Below are 16,265 nucleotides of genomic sequence, written 5' to 3'. Positions count from 1 at the left end.
TTTTCCACTTCCAGAGAGGTCGCTATGTCCCTGAAACTATCCCTTGCTCTTATCCTGCTGGTCTGGCTTGGCTATGTCGCTTTCGCCAGCAACTTCTACCTGCACACCTTCGCGCTCTTTAACCACTAAGGTGGTTAGCATCAGGCGATAACGGCAGCGACCCAGGCGGGACGTCTGCCGTTCAGGCGCTACTCTTCCTCAGCTGCCGCTTTCTCCTTTTTCTTGCGTCTTTTCTTCGCTTCCGCCTCTGCTTTAGCGCGGGTACTCATATCATTGCGGATTTGCGCATGGCTGATTAGCGCAAAGATAAAGGTACCGCCAATGATATTGCCCGCCAGCGTCGGCAGGGCGAAAGGCCAGATAAACTCCTGCCAGCTGATAAGGCCGTTAAACACCAGATAGAGCACCTCTACCGAACCCACCACGATATGCGCCAGATCGCCCAGCGCCACCAGCCAGGTCATCAGCACGATCACCCAAATCTTTGCGTTGCCTGCTGAAGGAAACATCCACACCATAGTGGCGATAATCCAGCCCGATATCACCGCGTTGGCAAACATTTCGCCCGGCGTATTCTCCATGACCTTTTGACTAATGCTCACAAAAGCCTGCCGCGTGGCGTCGTCAAAAATCGGCATATGGGTAAAGGCCAGCGAGGCCAGCGCCGTGCCAATCAGATTGCCGAGCAGCACCACTGACCACAGCCTCAGCAGCAAAACCAGATTACTGCTGGTGGGTTTATGCATCACCGGCAAAACGGCGGTGACGGTGTTTTCCGTAAACAGCTGCTGGCGCGCCATAATGACAATGATAAAACCAAAGGTGTAGCCAAGATTTTCCAACAGAAACGCGCCGGGCACGCCTTCAAGATGGGCCTGAAAGATGCCTTTCGCCATCAGCGAAGCGCCCATCGACAGCCCGGCGGCAACGGCGGAAAACAGCAGCGCCAGGCTGTCACGCTCCAGCTCTTTTTCGCCATCCTGACGGATCTCTTCGTGAATAGCCGCCGCACGCGACGGCAGTACTTCCTCATCCACTTCTATCTCTTCTCCTTCCTTCTCTTCGCTTTCGACTTCCACATTATCTTCTTTCATTTTTCCTGCTCCCGTTATCGCGGATCGACCATCCTGCCTAAGCGTAGCGGGTTTTAACGTTGCTGAAATGTAACTGTGTTTCCGCATAAGCGTAACAAGGATTTAACGAAGCCTTTTTTTTCAGCAGCGCAGCGGCAAAAAAGAGCATAATAGCGGCAACTTAAGCACATGGCCGCACTAGCCGGGCTGCGATACCATTATCAGCTGTGGTACTATTTCACTCATTATTAACAAGCGCGATGCCACCTGATGCTCCAGGCCCATAATCTGTGCTGCGTACGTGACCAACGGACGCTGTTCAGCGAACTCAGTTTTACCGTTTCCGCAGGCGATATTATTCAGATCGAAGGCGTTAACGGCGCGGGGAAAACTTCGCTGCTCCGTATTCTGGCCGGTTTAAGTCGGGCAGAGCAGGGCGAAGTGCTCTGGCAGCAACAGCCTACCCGTAAACAGCGTGAGGTCTGGCACCGTGCTTTGCTTTATTTAGGGCATCAGCCTGGGGTAAAAGCGGTATTGACTGCACGAGAAAATCTGCAATTTTTTCATGCGGCGGAACCCCTGGAGAAGCTGTGGCAGGCGCTGGAAGAAGTGGATCTGACGGGCTATGAAGAGATACCCGTCGCCCAGCTTTCCGCCGGCCAGCAGCGCCGGGTAGCCCTGGCCAGGCTCTGGCTGAGCGATGCGCCGCTGTGGATCCTGGACGAACCGCTGACCGCGATTGATAAATCGGGCGTCGCGCGGCTGATGCAACTGTTTGCCCGGCATGCCGATAACGGCGGCTCGGTGATCCTGACTACCCATCAGGATCTACCCGATCCAGCAGGGCGCGTGCGTAAAATCCAGCTAACCGCTACGGAGGCAGAATAATGCTGGGACGCATTATTAAACGCGAGCTGCGCGTAGCCTTTCGCAACGGCGCGGAAATTGTCAATCCGCTGTGGTTTTTTCTGATCGTAATCACGCTGTTTCCGTTGGGTATCGGCCCGGAGCCGCAGCTGCTGGCGCGTATTGCGCCGGGCATCGTCTGGGTCGCGGCGCTGCTTTCTTCGCTGCTGGCGCTGGAAAGGCTATTCCGCGATGATTTTATCGACGGCTCGCTGGAACAACTGCTGCTGCTGCCCACACCGCTGCCGATAACGGTATTGGGAAAAATAATCGCACACTGGCTGGTGACCGGTTTGCCGCTGCTGTTGCTGTCGCCGCTGGCGGCGCTGCTGCTGTCGCTGGACTTCGCTACCTGGCGCGCCATGGCGTTATCTTTGCTGCTGGGTACGCCGACGCTGAGTTTTCTTGGCGCGATAGGCGTCGGCCTGACGGTAGGCCTGCGTCGCGGCGGCGTTCTGCTAAGCCTGCTGGTGCTGCCGCTGGCAGTGCCGGTGCTGATTTTCGCCTCGGCGGCCATTGACGCCGCCGGGATGGACCTGGCGATAAACGGCCAGCTGGCGATTTTAGGCGCCATGCTGGTCGCCAGCGCCACGCTGGCGCCTTTCGCTACGGCGGCGGCGCTGCGTGTTAGCGTTCACTAACAATAACAGATCGAAACGCTTTACTTTTACATGAGCAATTGAACTATGTGGAAATGGTTACACCAGTTGGGGAAGCCGGACAGGCTTTACCGAATATGCGGCCGTCTGCTGCCCTGGTTTGCAATCGCGGCGGTCGCCACGCTGGCTACAGGATGGATTTGGGGATTTGGTTTCGCGCCGGCGGATTATCAGCAGGGCGACAGCTACCGCATTATTTATATACACGTTCCTGCCGCAATGTGGTCGATGGGCATCTATAGCGCAATGGCGATAGCTGCTTTTACTGGCCTGGTGTGGCAGTGGAAAACCGCCGATCTGGCCGTGGCCGCTATGGCGCCGGTTGGCGCGGTATTCACCTTTATCGCGCTGGTAACCGGTTCCGCCTGGGGAAAACCGATGTGGGGAACCTGGTGGATTTGGGATGCGCGCCTGACGTCAGAACTGGTGCTGCTTTTTCTCTATATGGGCGTTATCGCGCTCTACAACGCCTTTGACGATCGCCGCATGGCGGGCCGCGCTGCCGGTATCCTGGTGCTGGTCGGCGTAGTGAATCTGCCAATTATTCACTATTCGGTCCAGTGGTGGAACACGCTACATCAGGGCTCGTCTGGTGTTCTCCAGCAGGCTATCGCGCCTTCAATGCGCACGCCGTTGCGCTGGGCAATTGCAGGCTTCTGGCTACTGTTTATCACGCTGACGCTGATGCGCCTGCGTAACCTGCTGCTGTCCAGCGAGCGCCATCGCCCCTGGGCAAAAGAAGTCGCGGAAAAAGGAGCGCGCCCATGACGGCTTTCTCATCCTGGCAGGCTTTCTGGGCGATGGGCGGCTACGCCTTTTACGTCTGGCTTGCTGTAGCCTGTACATTGATTGCGCTGGGCGCACTGGTGTTGCACACGCTGGTTGTCCGCCAGCGGCTGCTGGCCGATATTCGCCAGCGCGAATCGCGGGAACGCCGGATTAAAGCGGCGAAACTAAAAAAGCAGGGAGCACTGCAGTGAATAACCGTCGTAAAAATCGTCTGCTCGTAGCGGTAGCGATCCTGGCCGGTCTTGGGCTGGCTACAGCGCTGGTCATGTACGCGCTGCGTTCCAATATCGATCTATTTTACACCCCCAGCGAAATCCTTAACGGCAAAGGCGAAAGCCTGGAAAAACCAACGCCGGGCCAGCGCCTGCGCGTCGGCGGCATGGTGATGCCGGGCAGCGTTAAGCGCGATCCCAACACCCTACAGGTTTCGTTCAAGCTCTACGACGCTAATGGCGTAGTGAGCGTTAGCTATCTCGGCATTCTGCCGGATCTGTTCCGGGAAGGGCAGGGCGTAGTGGCGCAGGGCGTTCTGGAGCCGGGCAACCTGATAGAAGCGAAAGAAGTGCTGGCAAAGCATGATGAAAAATATACGCCGCCGGAAATTGAGGACGCGATGAAAAAAAACCATAAAATTGCGCAGGCAGGCCAGCCATGATGCCGGAAATTGGCAGTTTTCTGCTTGCCCTCGGCGTGGCGCTGGCGCTGCTGCTTAGCGTCTACCCATTATGGGGGGCTTCCCGCCAGGATACGCGGCTAATGGGGCTGGCCAGGCCGTTGAGCTACGCGCTGTTTGCCTGCGTGCTGGCTGCTTTTGCAGTGCTGGTTCATGCTTTTGTCGTTAACGACTTCAGCGTTGCCTATGTCGCGACTAACTCCAATACGCTATTGCCGGTTTACTACCGAATTGCGGCAACCTGGGGAGCGCACGAAGGCTCGCTGCTGCTGTGGCTGCTGCTGCTCAGCACCTGGACACTGGCAGTGGCGCTGTTCAGCCGCTCAATGCCGCTGGATTCCGTTGCCCGCGTGCTGGCGGTAATGGGAATGATCAATCTGGGATTCCTGCTGTTTATCACGCTGACCTCTAATCCCTTTACCCGCACCTTGCCTGACTTTCCAATCGACGGTAGCGATCTTAACCCGATGCTGCAGGATATCGGCCTGATCTTCCATCCGCCGCTGCTCTACATGGGCTATGTTGGCTTCTCCGTGGCCTTTGCCTTCGCTATCGCCTCGCTGATGACGGGCAGGCTGGATACGGCCTGGGCGCGCTGGTCGCGTCCATGGACCACGGCGGCCTGGGTTTTCCTGACTATAGGTATCGTGCTTGGCTCAGCCTGGGCCTATTACGAACTTGGCTGGGGCGGCTGGTGGTTCTGGGATCCGGTTGAAAACGCCTCCTTTATGCCGTGGCTGGCGGGCACCGCGCTGATCCACTCGCTGGCGGTAACGGAAAAACGCGGCACCTTCAAAGCCTGGACGGTGCTGCTGGCGATTACTGCGTTTTCGCTTAGCCTGCTGGGGACATTCCTGGTGCGCTCAGGCGTGCTGATCTCTGTGCACTCGTTCGCTTCCGATCCGGCACGCGGCATGTTTATCCTGGCTTTCCTGGTAATTGTGATTGGCAGTTCGCTGCTGCTTTACGCCGTTAAAGGCAGCAAAGTACGCAGCCGCGTGCAAAACGAGCTGTGGTCGCGCGAAACTTTTCTGTTAGGCAACAACATCCTGCTAATCGCCGCCATGCTGGTGGTGCTGCTCGGTACACTGCTGCCGCTGGTGCACAAACAGCTGGGGCTGGGCAGTATTTCAATCGGCGAGCCTTTCTTCAATACGCTCTTTACCTGGCTGATGGCGCCAATGGCGCTGCTGCTGGGCATTGGGCCGCTGGTGCGCTGGCGTCGTGACGAGCCGCAAAAATTGTGGAAGCGGCTTGCTATTGCGCTGGTAGCTACGCTGGTGCTTTCTATAGTGCTGCCATGGCTGATGCAGGATCGTATTGAGGCAATGACGGTAGTTGGGCTGCTGATGTCGCTATGGGTAATCTTCCTGACGCTGATGGAACTGCATGAGCGTGCTACCCATCGTCACAGCTTCTTCGCCGGGTTGCGCCATCTCTCGCGTAGCCATTGGGGCATGGTATTGGGCCACCTTGGCGTCGCCGTAACGGTTATCGGCATCGCCTTTAGCCAAAACTACAGCGTAGAGCGCGATGTACGCATGCGCGCGGGCGACTCAGTAGATATCCATAACTATCACTTCGTCTTCCGCGATGTACGCAACCTCCAGGGCGCCAACTACTCCGGCGGCGTCGGTATTATTGATGTCACGCGTAACGGCAAGCCAGAGGCGACGCTGCACGCGGAAAAACGTTATTACAGCGTTGCGCATACAATGATGACAGAAGCAGCAATCGATGGCGGCTTTACGCGCGATCTCTATGCGGCGCTGGGCGAAGAGTTAGAAGATAACTCCTGGGCCGTGCGTATCTATTACAAACCTTTTGTTCGCTGGATCTGGTTCGGTGGCCTGTTTATGGCGGTCGGCGGTATTTTTTGCCTGCTGGATCCGCGCTATCGTTCGCGCAAGAAGGTGGCGGCATGAAAAAAACCCTTTATATTCCGCTGGCGCTGTTCCTGCTGCTGGCTGCCGCGCTGATGTGGCAATTAACGCGTAACGCCAGCGGCGACGATCCCACAAAACTGGAGTCGGCGTTGGTCGGCAAACCTGTGCCAGTTTTCCGGCTGGAATCTCTGGATCGGCCGGGCAAAACTTATGACCAGTCAGTGCTGCACGATGGTAAACCGATCCTGCTAAACGTTTGGGCGACCTGGTGTCCGACCTGCCGCGCAGAGCATCAGTACCTTAACACGCTGGCGGTGCAGGGCATTCGCGTGGTAGGTCTGAACTACAAGGACGATCGCGGCAAAGCCGTTAACTGGCTGAACACGCTGGGCAATCCCTATGCGCTAAGCCTCTATGACGGCGACGGCATGCTGGGACTGGATTTAGGCGTCTATGGCGCGCCGGAAACTTTTTTAATCGATGGTAAAGGCATCATTCGCTATCGTCACGCCGGAGATATGAACGAGCGGGTATGGCGCAGCGAAGTAAAACCTTTATGGGATAAATACAGCAAGGAGGCAGGAACATGAAACGGATTTTACTACTCGCCGCGCTGATCTTTTCTTTCAGCGTGCTGGCGGACAATATCGATACCTATAAATTCGCTTCGGTGGCGCAGGAGCAGCAATATCGGCACCTTACCGAATCGCTGCGCTGCCCCAAATGCCAGAACAACAGCATTGCCGATTCCAATGCGATGATCGCGGCGGATATGCGCCTGAAAGTTTACGAGCTGCTGCAAAACGGGCAGACGCCGGAGCAGATCAAAGCCTGGATGGTGGCGCGCTATGGCAATTTCGTCACCTACGAACCACCAGTAATGGCTTCAACTCTGATCCTCTGGGCTGGCCCGGTGCTGTTTGTTGTGGCAGGCGCGCTGGTAATAGTTTTACGCAGCAGAAAACGCACAGGTGCCGTGTTGGATGCAGAGCAGCAGGCGCGGCTCGACGCGCTTTTAAATAACAGGAAAAAACCATGAGTGGATTCTGGCTCACCGTTCTGCTTTTACTGACGGCCGCCAGCGCGCTGCTGCTGTTTGCCGGAGGCCGCAAGCGCGCCTCGCTGGCAGCAGATCGCGATACGCTGAACAAAAACTTTTACCAGCAGCGTCTGAAAGAGCTGGAGCAGGACGAAGACCAGGGCGTGGTAGCGGAGCGCCCGGAAATGATCCGCGAGCTACAGCAAACGCTGCTGCTGGATATTCCGCAGGATGAGCAAATCCGCGAGCGCGCCGTCAGCCGCTGGGTACTTCTGCCCGGCGTACTGATATTAGTGCTGGTCAGCCTGGGGCTTTATTTCAAGACTGGCGGTTTTGCTCAGGTACTCGCCTGGCAGCAGGTTAATAACGAACTGCCTCAGCTGCGCGCGCAGCTGATGGATCCGCAGGCAAAGCCGCTGACGATGGAGCAGCTTGCCCGGCTTGGCCTTGGCATCAGAACCTCGCTGCAAAAGGATCCGCGCAACGTCAACGACTGGCTGATGCTGGGCCGTATCGGTATGGTGCTTAACAATGCCGCAACCGCGACCCAGGCTTTCCGCCGTGCTCTACAGCTGGCGCCGGAAAACCCGGAGGTCAGGCTAAGCTATGCCGATGCGCTAACGCGTTCGCAGGATCCGCAGGATAATCGGCAGGCTACGGCTATGCTGAACGAGATGCTGAAAAACGATGGCGACAACATTCGCGTGCTCAGCCTGTTGGCATTTAATGCTTTTAGCCAGCAGCGCTACGCCGAAGCGGTAGCGACATGGCAAAAGCTGTTACAATTGTTACCGGCTAACGATAAGCGCGTGGACGCCATCCGCCGCAGCATCGAACAGGCTAAAACCGAATCCGGCGGCCAAACCAGCCGACTGGCATTAACCGTAACGCTGGCGGCGGGCGCAGAAAAATCCTTGCCTGCGGATGGGATCCTGTATATTTCAGTTTCTGACGGCGTGTCGAAAGTGCCGGTGGCGGTGAAAAGAGTGCCGCTGAGCCGTTTCCCGATCTCGCTGACGCTGGATGACAGCAACGCCATGATGCCCGAGCGTCTGCTTTCCGCTCAGCATCAGGTGCAGGTCAGGGCGCGCATTTCGCGCGACGGCAGCGCTAACCCGCAGACCGGCGACTGGTTCGGCGTCAGCGCGGTCACGCCTTTTGATGGTCAACAGCAGCTGGCCGTTGAGATTAACCAACAGCAGCCGTAGTCGGCTTTATTTAACAGGGAGAGAGAGATGAACTACCGCGTAACGGCCGTAGCGCTGGCCAGCGTTCTGCTGATTGGCTGCGCCAGCTCGCAGACGGCGGATGAGCCGCAGGGGCGCTCCGATCCGCTGGAAGGCTTCAACCGCACGATGTTCGATTTTAATTACAACGTGCTGGATCCCTATGTGGTCCGTCCGGTTGCCGTTGCCTGGCGCGACTACGTGCCTATGCCCGCACGCACCGGCCTGAGCAATTTCCTCGGCAACCTGAGCGAGCCTTCCACCATGGTGAACTACTTTATTGAGGGCAAACCTTATAAAGCGATGATCCACTTTAACCGCTTCTTCCTGAACACGGTTTTAGGGCTGGGTGGCTTTATCGACGTGGCGGGTATGGCTAATCCGGCGCTGGTAAAAGAAGAGCCGCGCCGCTTCGGCAGCACGCTGGGCAACTACGGCGTCGGCTACGGCACCTATGCCGAGCTGCCAGGCTACGGCAGCTTTACGCCGCGTGAAGACGTAGGTGGCCTGGTGGACGATCTCTATGCGCCATTAAGCTGGCTGACCTGGTGGATGACCGCTGGCAAATGGGCGCTGGAAGGCGTAGAAACCCGCGCGCAGCTGCTGGACTCCGATGGCATCCTGCGCAACTCGAAAGATCCTTATGCCTTTATGCGCGCGGCCTATTTCCAGCGGCACGACTTCCTTGCCAGCGACGGCAAGCTAATCCCGCAGGAAAACCCCAACGCCGCCGCTATCCAGGGCGATCTTGACGACATCGACGCCAACTGATTGCATCCGACCAGAAAAGCAAAAAGGCCCGATGCGGGCCTTCAGATTGCTGACAAACCTGAAGCATTCGTCAGGCCTGGCTCTTTTACAGCAACACGGCGGCTTGATAGCGGCAGAGGCAGAGCGGATAAGTGGACCGTTTGGCGCATGGACGCGCCAACCGAGCCCACAGGGACCGTGTTCACGGCGTGTCCATGTTCCGCTCTGCCTCTGTCGCTCTGTCACCGATTTAAACGCAACATGGGGTTTGTCATCGACCTCAAAGGCCCAATACGGCCTTTATAATCAGAACTTATAGTTAAAGCTCGCGCCGTAAAGCCAGGCTTTGCCGGTAGAGCGGAAAGTATAAGGCCCTTCCTCAATGGTCACATGCTGGCCATGCATATAAGAAAGCCCCACGTCCACAGAAGCATCCTGGTTAAAGGCGTAGGATGCGCCAGTACTCAGCCACAGGCGATCCTGATCCGGGATGGAAATTGAACGTTTATCGGCCGGTACCGGGCTATCGTCAAAGGCGATACCGGCGCGGAAAGTCCAGTTATCGTCATAGAAATAAGAGGTGCCCAGCGCGATGCGATACGCATCTTTATAACTCTCATCTTTGTAAAACAGCGTCTGGCCGTTGCTGCCGGTCGCTTTCAGTTCCTGGAACTGGCTCCAGCTTGTATAGGCCATGCTGTAGTGCACGGCCCACTGCGGCGCAACTTTATGATAGCCGGAGATTTCCCACATTTCCGGCAGGTTCAGCGTCAGCGCGCCCGGAATGGTCGAGCCGCCCGTGCCAAAAGGCAGGCCTAAATTACGCGCCTGGTTAACCGGATTGATATAGCCTGGAATGCTGCTCTTATAATCCCCGTCGAAATCAACTTTCACTTCCGAGCGGTAAGTCAGGCCGAAACGGTTATTCTCGTCGACTTCATACAGGATACCGGCGTTCCAGCCGTAGCCCCACTCATCGCCTTTCAGGTGCGCGATTTGCGTATCTGCCGGGAAGCCCAGCGCGCTGCCCGCTTCGCCCGCATAGCGTTCGATTTTGGCGCGCGCGTAGACGGCGTCAAAGCCTACACCAAAGCTGAAGTGCTGATTCAGGCGGTAAGCCGTACTTAAATTAAAATTAACGGTTTGCAGGTCGGTTTTGCCCGCATAAGGGCCTGCTGCGTAGTCATTATTAAATTCTGTCGCCAGTCCGTAGTTAGAGGTGGCGGAGGCGCCGAGCCACCATTGATCGCTTAACGGCTGCACATAGTGAATATTAGGTACCCACTGTGTTGGCGCGATATTGTTGGCATTCAGACTTTGGCCGCTGGCGCTGGTGCCGTCAATGCTGACACCGGGATCGATAAATACTGCGCCCACCGAGAACATAGGGCGATCCATCAACGCCATCGTAGCCGGGTTACGGCTGGCGGAGGCAGCGGTATCGCCCATCGCGCCTTCGCCTGAGTAAGCTCGGCCCAGACCAATAGCGGAAAACTCATTGAGCTGGAAGCCGGCAGCGAAAGCCTGAGAAGAAATAAGGGTCACTGCGGCTGCTAAAGCAGACTTCGCAAACAGGTTTTTATGGTTCATGACCATAACCTCTTTATCTGATTATTATTCATGCCGTCGCCTGAGCAACGGCTGGACGCTAAAGGGGCTGAAAGACGGCTAACTAATCAGACCAGTGGCCCCAGTATAGGTCTGGCCCCCGTTATTGTTGCAATATTGTTTTATAAAGTTTTCTAAAATGATCAATAAAAAGCGATCTGCTTAACAAAAACCTTCTGGTCTTGCCAGAGCGCATTGAGTCTAGCCTGTTTCAGATCAAATTTATCGTCGATTTTCATTACTTAAAGCTGTCTGTTCACCGAATTGCCGGACAGAAAAAGAGGGCAGGCGTAGAATAGATCTCTGTGACCTTAAGCCTGCGCCCCTGGCGCACGTTAACCGGAGGATCTTATGACCCATGCCATAAAAAAATGCAGCGCCAGCGAAACCGCCGCCTGCTGCTGTGTGGATGTCGGAACCGTCATGGACAACAGTGACTGTACCGCTTCCTGGTGCCGTCTCTATGCAAGCCGCCAGCAGGCCGAAGCTGCCCTGCAGCAGCTAATTGAAAAAGCGCGTCAGGTCGAGTCGGAACCCTGTGACATCATTGGCCGTTTCGAAGATAAACCGGATGGCGTCCAGCTCGACGCTTCATTCACCTTCTGCTGCCAGGCGGAAACCATGATTTTCCAGCTGGGGCTGCGCTAGCGCTCGCCACACGGTTTCGGCGGTGCTGATTTTCTGCCGTACAATGAGTGGGTCTTGCCCGCTCATTGTTCCAAAGCGTGGCTCTTCTCGCAAATTTCCTTTCAATATTATGCAAAATGTAAAAATCTGGTTAACAATAAACAGGTCAGACCTCTTTTGGCAGTGATGCCGCCGATTTTTACAGGTGATTAATGAAAACCCTACTGACGCGTCAGGGGCAGCGCATAGCTATTACGCACGGTCTGCGTACGCCTTTCGCCCGCCAGGCCACGGCGCTACAGGAAATTCCCGCCATTGAGCTGGGCCGCATGGTGGTCAACGAGCTGCTGGTGCGCAGCGAGCTGCCGCCGGAAATTATAGAGCAGCTGGTATTTGGCCAGGTCATTCAAATGCCTGAAGCGCCAAATATTGCGCGGGAAATCGTGCTTGGCGCAGGTTTAAGCGTGCATACCGATGCCTATAGCGTCAGCCGCGCCTGTGCTACCAGCTTTCAGGCCGTCGCCAACGTGGCCGAAAGCCTGCTGGCCGGGACTATTCAGGCCGGTATTGCTGGCGGTGCCGACTCTTCCTCCGTATTGCCTATTGGCGTCAGCAAAAAGCTGGGGCGCGTGCTGGTGGACCTCAGCAAAGCCAAAACGCTGCTGCATAAGTTTCGGTTGCTCAGCCAGCTTCGCCCGCACGATTTACTCCCTGTACCGCCAGCCGTAGCGGAGTATTCCACCGGCCTACGCATGGGCGATACCGCCGAGCAGATGGCGAAAAGCTATGGCATCACGCGGGAGCAACAGGACGCATTGGCGCATCGCTCTCATTTGCGCGCGGCTAAAGCATGGGAAGAGGGCTGGCTGGCGCAGGAAGTGATGACGGCTTATGTGCCGCCGTGGCGCAGCCCTTTGCAGCAGGATAATAACGTCCGCCTGCACTCAAACCTGAAAGACTACGCCCGGCTGCGTCCCGCCTTTGACCGTAAGCACGGCACGGTGACGGCCGCCACCAGCACGCCTTTAACTGACGGCGCGGCAGCGGTAGTGCTGATGACGGAAGCCAGGGCAAAGGAGCTCGGCATTGCGCCGCTCGGCTATCTGCGCAACTATGCCTTTACCGCCATCGGCGTGCAGGAAGATATGCTGCTGGGCCCGGCCTGGGCTTCGCCGCTGGCGCTTGATCGTGCAGGCATCACCTTAGCCGATCTGACGCTTATCGATATGCACGAAGCTTTTGCGGCGCAGACTTTAGCTAACCTTAAGATGTTCGCCGATAACAAATTTGCTCGCGAAGTGTTGAATCGGCCGCAGGCGCTGGGCGAAGTGGACGAGGAGAAATTCAACGTGCTGGGCGGCTCTATCGCTTACGGCCATCCCTTTGCCGCCACCGGCGCACGGATGATTACCCAGACATTAAATGAACTGCGGCGTCGCGGCGGTGGTTTAGGGCTGGTCACAGCCTGCGCCGCTGGCGGCCTGGGCGCGGCCATGGTTCTGGAGGCGGAATAATGACGGCCTTTACCTTTAGCCTGCGTGCAGACAACGTGGGCGTCATTACCTTTGACGTGCCTGGCGAAAAACTGAATACGCTCAGGGCGGAATTCGGCGAGCAGCTGCGTGAGGCTATCGCTCAGGCTCGCCGTCAGCCGCAGCTTGCCGGTCTGGTATTTATCTCCGGCAAAGCGGATTCTTTTATCGCAGGCGCGGATATCACCATGATCGCCGCCTGTCGCTCGGCGGAAGAAGCGGCCGCGCTCGCACGTCAGGGGCAAAAGATCATGGCGGAAATTGCGGCGCTGCCTTTTCCGGTCGTGGCGGCTATCCACGGTGCCTGTCTGGGTGGCGGACTGGAGCTGGCGCTGGCCTGCCACCAGCGCGTCTGTAGCCTGGATGAAAAAACGCGGCTGGGGCTGCCGGAAGTGCAGCTGGGCCTGCTTCCTGGCTCTGGCGGTACGCAGCGGCTGCCCAGGCTCATCGGCGCTTCGCAGGCGCTGGATTTAATGCTTACCGGCAAAACGCTGCGTGCGAAGCAGGCGGCGAAGCTGGGGCTGGTGGAAGAAGCCGTACCTCGCTCTATCCTGCTGGAAACAGCTGTCGAAAGGGTGCTGAAAAGCCGACTACCGCGTCGGGCGTTGCCGCTGCGCGAGCGTCTGCTAAATTCGCCGCCGGGGCAGGCCTTACTGTTTAAGCTGGCGACGCGGCGGGCCGAAGCCAAAACCCGTGGCAACTATCCGGCAACGCGCAAAATTCTTTCTGTGGTACGTACAGGACTCAGACATGGCCGTAGCGCGGGCTATGCTGCTGAAGCTAAAGCGTTTGGCGAGCTGGCGATGTCACCGGAATCAGTGGCGCTGCGTGCGCTATTTTTTGCAACCACGGAAATAAAGAAAGAGCAGGGTGCCGAAGCCATGCCCGAAGAGCTGAAAAAGATCGGCGTGCTGGGTGGCGGGCTAATGGGCGGCGGCATCGCTTACGTCACTGCCTGCCGGGCAGGTCTGCCGGTGCGTATTAAAGATATTAAGCCTGAAGGGATCAATCATGCGCTGAAATACAGTTGGGATCTGCTGGGGAAAAAGGTTGCCCGCCGCCACTTAACCCCGGCGGAACGCCAGCGGCAGATGGCCCTGATCGGCGGCGGTATGGACTACCAGGGATTTCGCCATCGCGATGTGATTATCGAAGCGGTATTTGAAGATCTGTTCCTGAAACAGAAAATGGTGGCGGAAGTGGAAGCCAGTACTGCGCCCGCGACAATTTTCGCCTCCAATACTTCCTCGCTGCCAATCCACGAAATCGCTGCTCACGCGCGCAGGCCAGAAAATATCATTGGCCTGCACTATTTCAGCCCCGTGGATAAAATGCCGCTGGTCGAGGTGATCCCGCATGCCCAAACCAGCGCTAAAACCATAGCTACTGTGGTCAAATTAGCCAGGTTACAGGGCAAAACGCCGATTGTTGTCGCCGATCGCGCGGGTTTCTACGTCAACCGCATCCTGACGCCCTGCATCAATGAAGCACTGCGCTGCCTGCTCGAAGGTGAACCAATAGAAAATATTGACGGCGCGCTGATGGATTTTGGTTTTCCCGTTGGGCCAATCCAGCTGCTTGACGAGGTTGGCATCGATACCGGTGCTCATATTCTGCCGGTGCTGGAAAAAGCCTGGGGCGAGCGGTTTAAAGCGCCGCCAGAGCTGGAGGCTATCCTCAACGATAACCGTAAAGGGCGCAAAAACGGTCGGGGCTTTTATCTTTACGCTAAAAAATCAGGCGGTAAAAAGCGTGCGGATGCTACGATCTATAAATTACTGAACCTGAATCCCAAAACGCACCTTAGCGCGGAACTTATCGCCCAACGCTGCGTGTTGATGCTGCTGAACGAAGCGGCCAGAGCTTTTGACGAAGGCGTGATCCGCTGCGCGCGCGATGGCGATATCGGCGCGGTATTCGGCATTGGCTTCCCGCCGTTTTCGGGCGGCCCGTTTCACTATATGGACGCGCTGGGCGCGGGCCGGATAGTGGCACAGCTGGAGCAGCTTTCCCAAACCTGCGGCGCGCGTTTTACGCCCTGCGAGCGCCTGAAAAAAATGGCGCAAACGGGAGAAACCTTTTACAAAACGGCAGTTAAGGTGAATACCCAGCCTGATTCAAAGGGTTAGATCGGCGGCCTTTGGCAAGTGATATCAACGCCTCAATAACGGCAGGTTATTTTGTAAACAATCGGTTGACTTGCCTTTGGGCATTAGGGTACAACACAGCGTTCATTCACAGAGTGAAGAGTCGGAAAACGCGGTTTTCCGGCGTTTATGTTTAATAACAGCGGTGCACTATGCAAGTTTTCATTATGCGTCACGGCGATGCGGCACTGGATGCAGCCAGTGATGCGGTAAGACCTTTGACTCATTGCGGCTGCGATGAATCACGACAGATGGCGGGCTGGCTCAACGGCCAGACGGTGGATATCGATCGGGTGCTGGTCAGTCCCTATCTGCGAGCAGAACAGACGCTCTCAACGGTGCGCGAGGCGCTGATATTGCCTGCGGAGCAGGAAGTATTACCGGAGCTGACGCCGGGCGGCGATCCTGGCCTGGTGGCCAGCTATCTGCAGGTACTGGCAAAAGAGGGCGTCAAAGCCGTGCTGGTGATCTCCCATCTGCCTTTGGTGGGCTATCTGGTTTCTGAACTTTGCCCGCAGGAGGCACCGCCGATGTTCGCTACCTCCGCCATCGCCAGCGTAACCCTGGACGGCGAAAGCGGCTGCGGCAAGCTGGAGTGGCAGGTTAGCCCACGGCGGCTGGCAAAAGCGATGTAAACGGCCGCGCGCTGGCTGGATAAAAGCGCCAGCGCTTTCCCGTCCTGATAACCTCTCGCTACGGCAGCTCGGGCGGCTGCCACTCTTCCACTTCTATCAGCACCAGCAGTGCGGCATCGCCGCCGAACAGCTTCGGTGCCTGGTGAAAAGCCATCACCATAGGATGCTGCGCCAGCCACAGCGGCGTTTGCTGTTTCAGCACGTGCTTGCCGTGACCGTGCATTACGCTGGCGCAAAAAATATGTTCGCGGCGGCAGGCCGCAATCAGCGCTCCCAGCTCCTCTTTTGCCTGCTTCTGCGTCAGTCCGTGCAAATCCAGAAAGATTTCCGGCGTATAGTCGCCGCGCCTGAGCTTTTTCAGCTCGTAATGGCTGACGTCGCTGCGCACGTAGCGCACCGGCCCTTCGTCGGAAAGCAGCGGCTGGAATTCGTCGGAAAAGTAGTGGCTGTTATCCATTTGCTCTGACAGCAGGCGCTTTTGCGGCACCTGCGAAAGTTTTTTCTGCGGCGTTTTATGCACCACGGTGTCCTGAGCCAGCCTGCGCGTGCCGGTCATCAATCCACGAAACAGCGCTTCATCTTCGGCGCTCAGGGGCTGTTTTTTACTCATCATATCCTCGGGCGGCGGGATTATCCGCAATATTGCCCTCAGTCTACCCTTTCTGCAGCCTGCAAATAAACAAATGTCAGTTTTTTCACGCCCGTGCGCTGGATT

17 protein-coding genes are annotated in these 16,265 nt (G+C 56.9%); 14 read left to right on the top strand and 3 right to left on the bottom strand.

Annotated features, from left to right (window positions below; all coding sequences use genetic code 11):
• Positions 1-188: 188 nt before the first annotated feature.
• Positions 189-1,094, bottom strand: coding sequence for a formate/nitrite transporter family protein (locus tag ACETPC_RS06035; RefSeq protein ID WP_380179569.1), 906 nt, complete (start codon positions 1,092-1,094; stop codon positions 189-191).
• A gap of 249 nt (positions 1,095-1,343) precedes the next feature.
• On the opposite strand from ACETPC_RS06035, the gene ccmA reads away from it, so the two are divergent.
• The 10 genes from ccmA to mlaA are packed head-to-tail and all read left to right on the top strand — an operon-like array spanning position 1,344 to position 9,022.
• On the top strand, positions 1,344-1,961 hold the full coding sequence (gene ccmA / locus ACETPC_RS06030; protein WP_380179567.1) for a cytochrome c biogenesis heme-transporting ATPase CcmA: 618 nt from the start codon (positions 1,344-1,346) through the stop codon (positions 1,959-1,961).
• Positions 1,961-2,620 (top strand): heme exporter protein CcmB, encoded by a 660-nt coding sequence (ccmB, locus tag ACETPC_RS06025; protein WP_380179565.1) that lies wholly within the window; start codon positions 1,961-1,963, stop codon positions 2,618-2,620. Before ccmA ends, ccmB begins: the two co-directional genes overlap by 1 nt.
• A gap of 45 nt (positions 2,621-2,665) precedes the next feature.
• Positions 2,666-3,406: a heme ABC transporter permease gene (locus ACETPC_RS06020; RefSeq protein WP_380179563.1), complete on the top strand. Its 741-nt coding sequence runs from the start codon at positions 2,666-2,668 to the stop codon at positions 3,404-3,406.
• Entirely contained in the window at positions 3,403-3,618 is a 216-nt protein-coding gene (gene ccmD, locus ACETPC_RS06015; protein ID WP_380179561.1) for a heme exporter protein CcmD, read from the top strand. The genes ACETPC_RS06020 and ccmD overlap by 4 nt, the downstream gene beginning before the upstream one ends.
• The gene (gene ccmE, locus ACETPC_RS06010) at positions 3,615-4,082 is read left to right on the top strand and encodes a cytochrome c maturation protein CcmE (protein WP_380179559.1); all 468 of its coding nucleotides are present in this window, start codon (positions 3,615-3,617) and stop codon (positions 4,080-4,082) included. The genes ccmD and ccmE overlap by 4 nt, the downstream gene beginning before the upstream one ends.
• Positions 4,079-6,025: a heme lyase CcmF/NrfE family subunit gene (locus ACETPC_RS06005; RefSeq protein ID WP_380179557.1), complete on the top strand. Its 1,947-nt coding sequence runs from the start codon at positions 4,079-4,081 to the stop codon at positions 6,023-6,025. The genes ccmE and ACETPC_RS06005 overlap by 4 nt, the downstream gene beginning before the upstream one ends.
• Positions 6,022-6,576 carry a DsbE family thiol:disulfide interchange protein gene (locus tag ACETPC_RS06000; RefSeq protein ID WP_380179555.1) on the top strand — a complete coding sequence of 185 codons (555 nt, stop codon included), beginning with the start codon at positions 6,022-6,024 and terminating at the stop codon, positions 6,574-6,576. The genes ACETPC_RS06005 and ACETPC_RS06000 overlap by 4 nt, the downstream gene beginning before the upstream one ends.
• Positions 6,573-7,025: a cytochrome c-type biogenesis protein CcmH gene (locus ACETPC_RS05995; protein WP_380179553.1), complete on the top strand. Its 453-nt coding sequence runs from the start codon at positions 6,573-6,575 to the stop codon at positions 7,023-7,025. Before ACETPC_RS06000 ends, ACETPC_RS05995 begins: the two co-directional genes overlap by 4 nt.
• Positions 7,022-8,233 (top strand): c-type cytochrome biogenesis protein CcmI, encoded by a 1,212-nt coding sequence (ccmI, locus tag ACETPC_RS05990; protein ID WP_380179551.1) that lies wholly within the window; start codon positions 7,022-7,024, stop codon positions 8,231-8,233. Before ACETPC_RS05995 ends, ccmI begins: the two co-directional genes overlap by 4 nt.
• Before the next feature lie 27 nt (positions 8,234-8,260).
• Positions 8,261-9,022 carry a phospholipid-binding lipoprotein MlaA gene (mlaA, locus tag ACETPC_RS05985; RefSeq protein WP_380179549.1) on the top strand — a complete coding sequence of 254 codons (762 nt, stop codon included), beginning with the start codon at positions 8,261-8,263 and terminating at the stop codon, positions 9,020-9,022.
• Between the two features lie 285 nt (positions 9,023-9,307).
• Here the strand turns inward: mlaA and fadL are convergent, their stop codons facing one another.
• Entirely contained in the window at positions 9,308-10,591 is a 1,284-nt protein-coding gene (gene fadL / locus ACETPC_RS05980; protein WP_380179547.1) for a long-chain fatty acid transporter FadL, read from the bottom strand.
• Between the two features lie 369 nt (positions 10,592-10,960).
• On the opposite strand from fadL, the gene ACETPC_RS05975 reads away from it, so the two are divergent.
• From ACETPC_RS05975 to sixA, 4 genes are all read left to right on the top strand, one after another.
• Complete coding sequence (locus tag ACETPC_RS05975; protein WP_380179545.1) at positions 10,961-11,257, top strand: YfcZ/YiiS family protein; 297 nt, start codon at positions 10,961-10,963, stop codon at positions 11,255-11,257.
• Between the two features lie 191 nt (positions 11,258-11,448).
• Positions 11,449-12,750 carry an acetyl-CoA C-acyltransferase FadI gene (gene fadI / locus ACETPC_RS05970; protein WP_380179543.1) on the top strand — a complete coding sequence of 434 codons (1,302 nt, stop codon included), beginning with the start codon at positions 11,449-11,451 and terminating at the stop codon, positions 12,748-12,750.
• Positions 12,750-14,897, top strand: coding sequence for a fatty acid oxidation complex subunit alpha FadJ (fadJ, locus tag ACETPC_RS05965; protein WP_380179541.1), 2,148 nt, complete (start codon positions 12,750-12,752; stop codon positions 14,895-14,897). Before fadI ends, fadJ begins: the two co-directional genes overlap by 1 nt.
• A 170-nt stretch (positions 14,898-15,067) precedes the next feature.
• Entirely contained in the window at positions 15,068-15,550 is a 483-nt protein-coding gene (gene sixA / locus ACETPC_RS05960; protein ID WP_380179539.1) for a phosphohistidine phosphatase SixA, read from the top strand.
• A 58-nt stretch (positions 15,551-15,608) separates the two neighbouring features.
• On the opposite strand, the gene smrB is transcribed toward sixA, so the two are convergent.
• On the bottom strand, positions 15,609-16,160 hold the full coding sequence (gene smrB / locus ACETPC_RS05955) for an endonuclease SmrB (RefSeq protein ID WP_380179684.1): 552 nt from the start codon (positions 16,158-16,160) through the stop codon (positions 15,609-15,611).
• Positions 16,161-16,265 lie beyond the last annotated feature (105 nt).

Origin of the sequence: Pantoea sp. sgz302252, assembly GCF_042610525.1 — a bacterium.
In the GTDB taxonomy this organism is placed as follows: Bacteria; Pseudomonadota; Gammaproteobacteria; order Enterobacterales; family Enterobacteriaceae; genus Erwinia.
The sequence above is the reverse complement of the archived record's forward strand: the minus strand, read 5'-3'. Positions and strand labels throughout refer to the sequence as shown.

What these genes read in the sequence shown, in the direction of transcription:
- ccmB (WP_380179565.1), top strand. Translation starts at nt 1,961, where the DNA reads ATGCTGGGACGCATTATTAAACGCGAGCTGCGCGTAGCCTTTCGCAAC.
- smrB (WP_380179684.1), bottom strand. Translation starts at nt 16,160, where the DNA reads ATGAGTAAAAAACAGCCCCTGAGCGCCGAAGATGAAGCGCTGTTTCGT.
- mlaA (WP_380179549.1), top strand. Translation starts at nt 8,261, where the DNA reads ATGAACTACCGCGTAACGGCCGTAGCGCTGGCCAGCGTTCTGCTGATT.
- ccmA (WP_380179567.1), top strand. Translation starts at nt 1,344, where the DNA reads ATGCTCCAGGCCCATAATCTGTGCTGCGTACGTGACCAACGGACGCTG.
- ccmD (WP_380179561.1), top strand. Translation starts at nt 3,403, where the DNA reads ATGACGGCTTTCTCATCCTGGCAGGCTTTCTGGGCGATGGGCGGCTAC.
- fadI (WP_380179543.1), top strand. Translation starts at nt 11,449, where the DNA reads ATGAAAACCCTACTGACGCGTCAGGGGCAGCGCATAGCTATTACGCAC.
- fadL (WP_380179547.1), bottom strand. Translation starts at nt 10,591, where the DNA reads ATGAACCATAAAAACCTGTTTGCGAAGTCTGCTTTAGCAGCCGCAGTG.
- ACETPC_RS06020 (WP_380179563.1), top strand. Translation starts at nt 2,666, where the DNA reads ATGTGGAAATGGTTACACCAGTTGGGGAAGCCGGACAGGCTTTACCGA.
- sixA (WP_380179539.1), top strand. Translation starts at nt 15,068, where the DNA reads ATGCAAGTTTTCATTATGCGTCACGGCGATGCGGCACTGGATGCAGCC.
- ACETPC_RS06035 (WP_380179569.1), bottom strand. Translation starts at nt 1,094, where the DNA reads ATGAAAGAAGATAATGTGGAAGTCGAAAGCGAAGAGAAGGAAGGAGAA.
- ACETPC_RS06005 (WP_380179557.1), top strand. Translation starts at nt 4,079, where the DNA reads ATGATGCCGGAAATTGGCAGTTTTCTGCTTGCCCTCGGCGTGGCGCTG.
- ACETPC_RS05975 (WP_380179545.1), top strand. Translation starts at nt 10,961, where the DNA reads ATGACCCATGCCATAAAAAAATGCAGCGCCAGCGAAACCGCCGCCTGC.
- ACETPC_RS05995 (WP_380179553.1), top strand. Translation starts at nt 6,573, where the DNA reads ATGAAACGGATTTTACTACTCGCCGCGCTGATCTTTTCTTTCAGCGTG.
- ACETPC_RS06000 (WP_380179555.1), top strand. Translation starts at nt 6,022, where the DNA reads ATGAAAAAAACCCTTTATATTCCGCTGGCGCTGTTCCTGCTGCTGGCT.
- fadJ (WP_380179541.1), top strand. Translation starts at nt 12,750, where the DNA reads ATGACGGCCTTTACCTTTAGCCTGCGTGCAGACAACGTGGGCGTCATT.
- ccmI (WP_380179551.1), top strand. Translation starts at nt 7,022, where the DNA reads ATGAGTGGATTCTGGCTCACCGTTCTGCTTTTACTGACGGCCGCCAGC.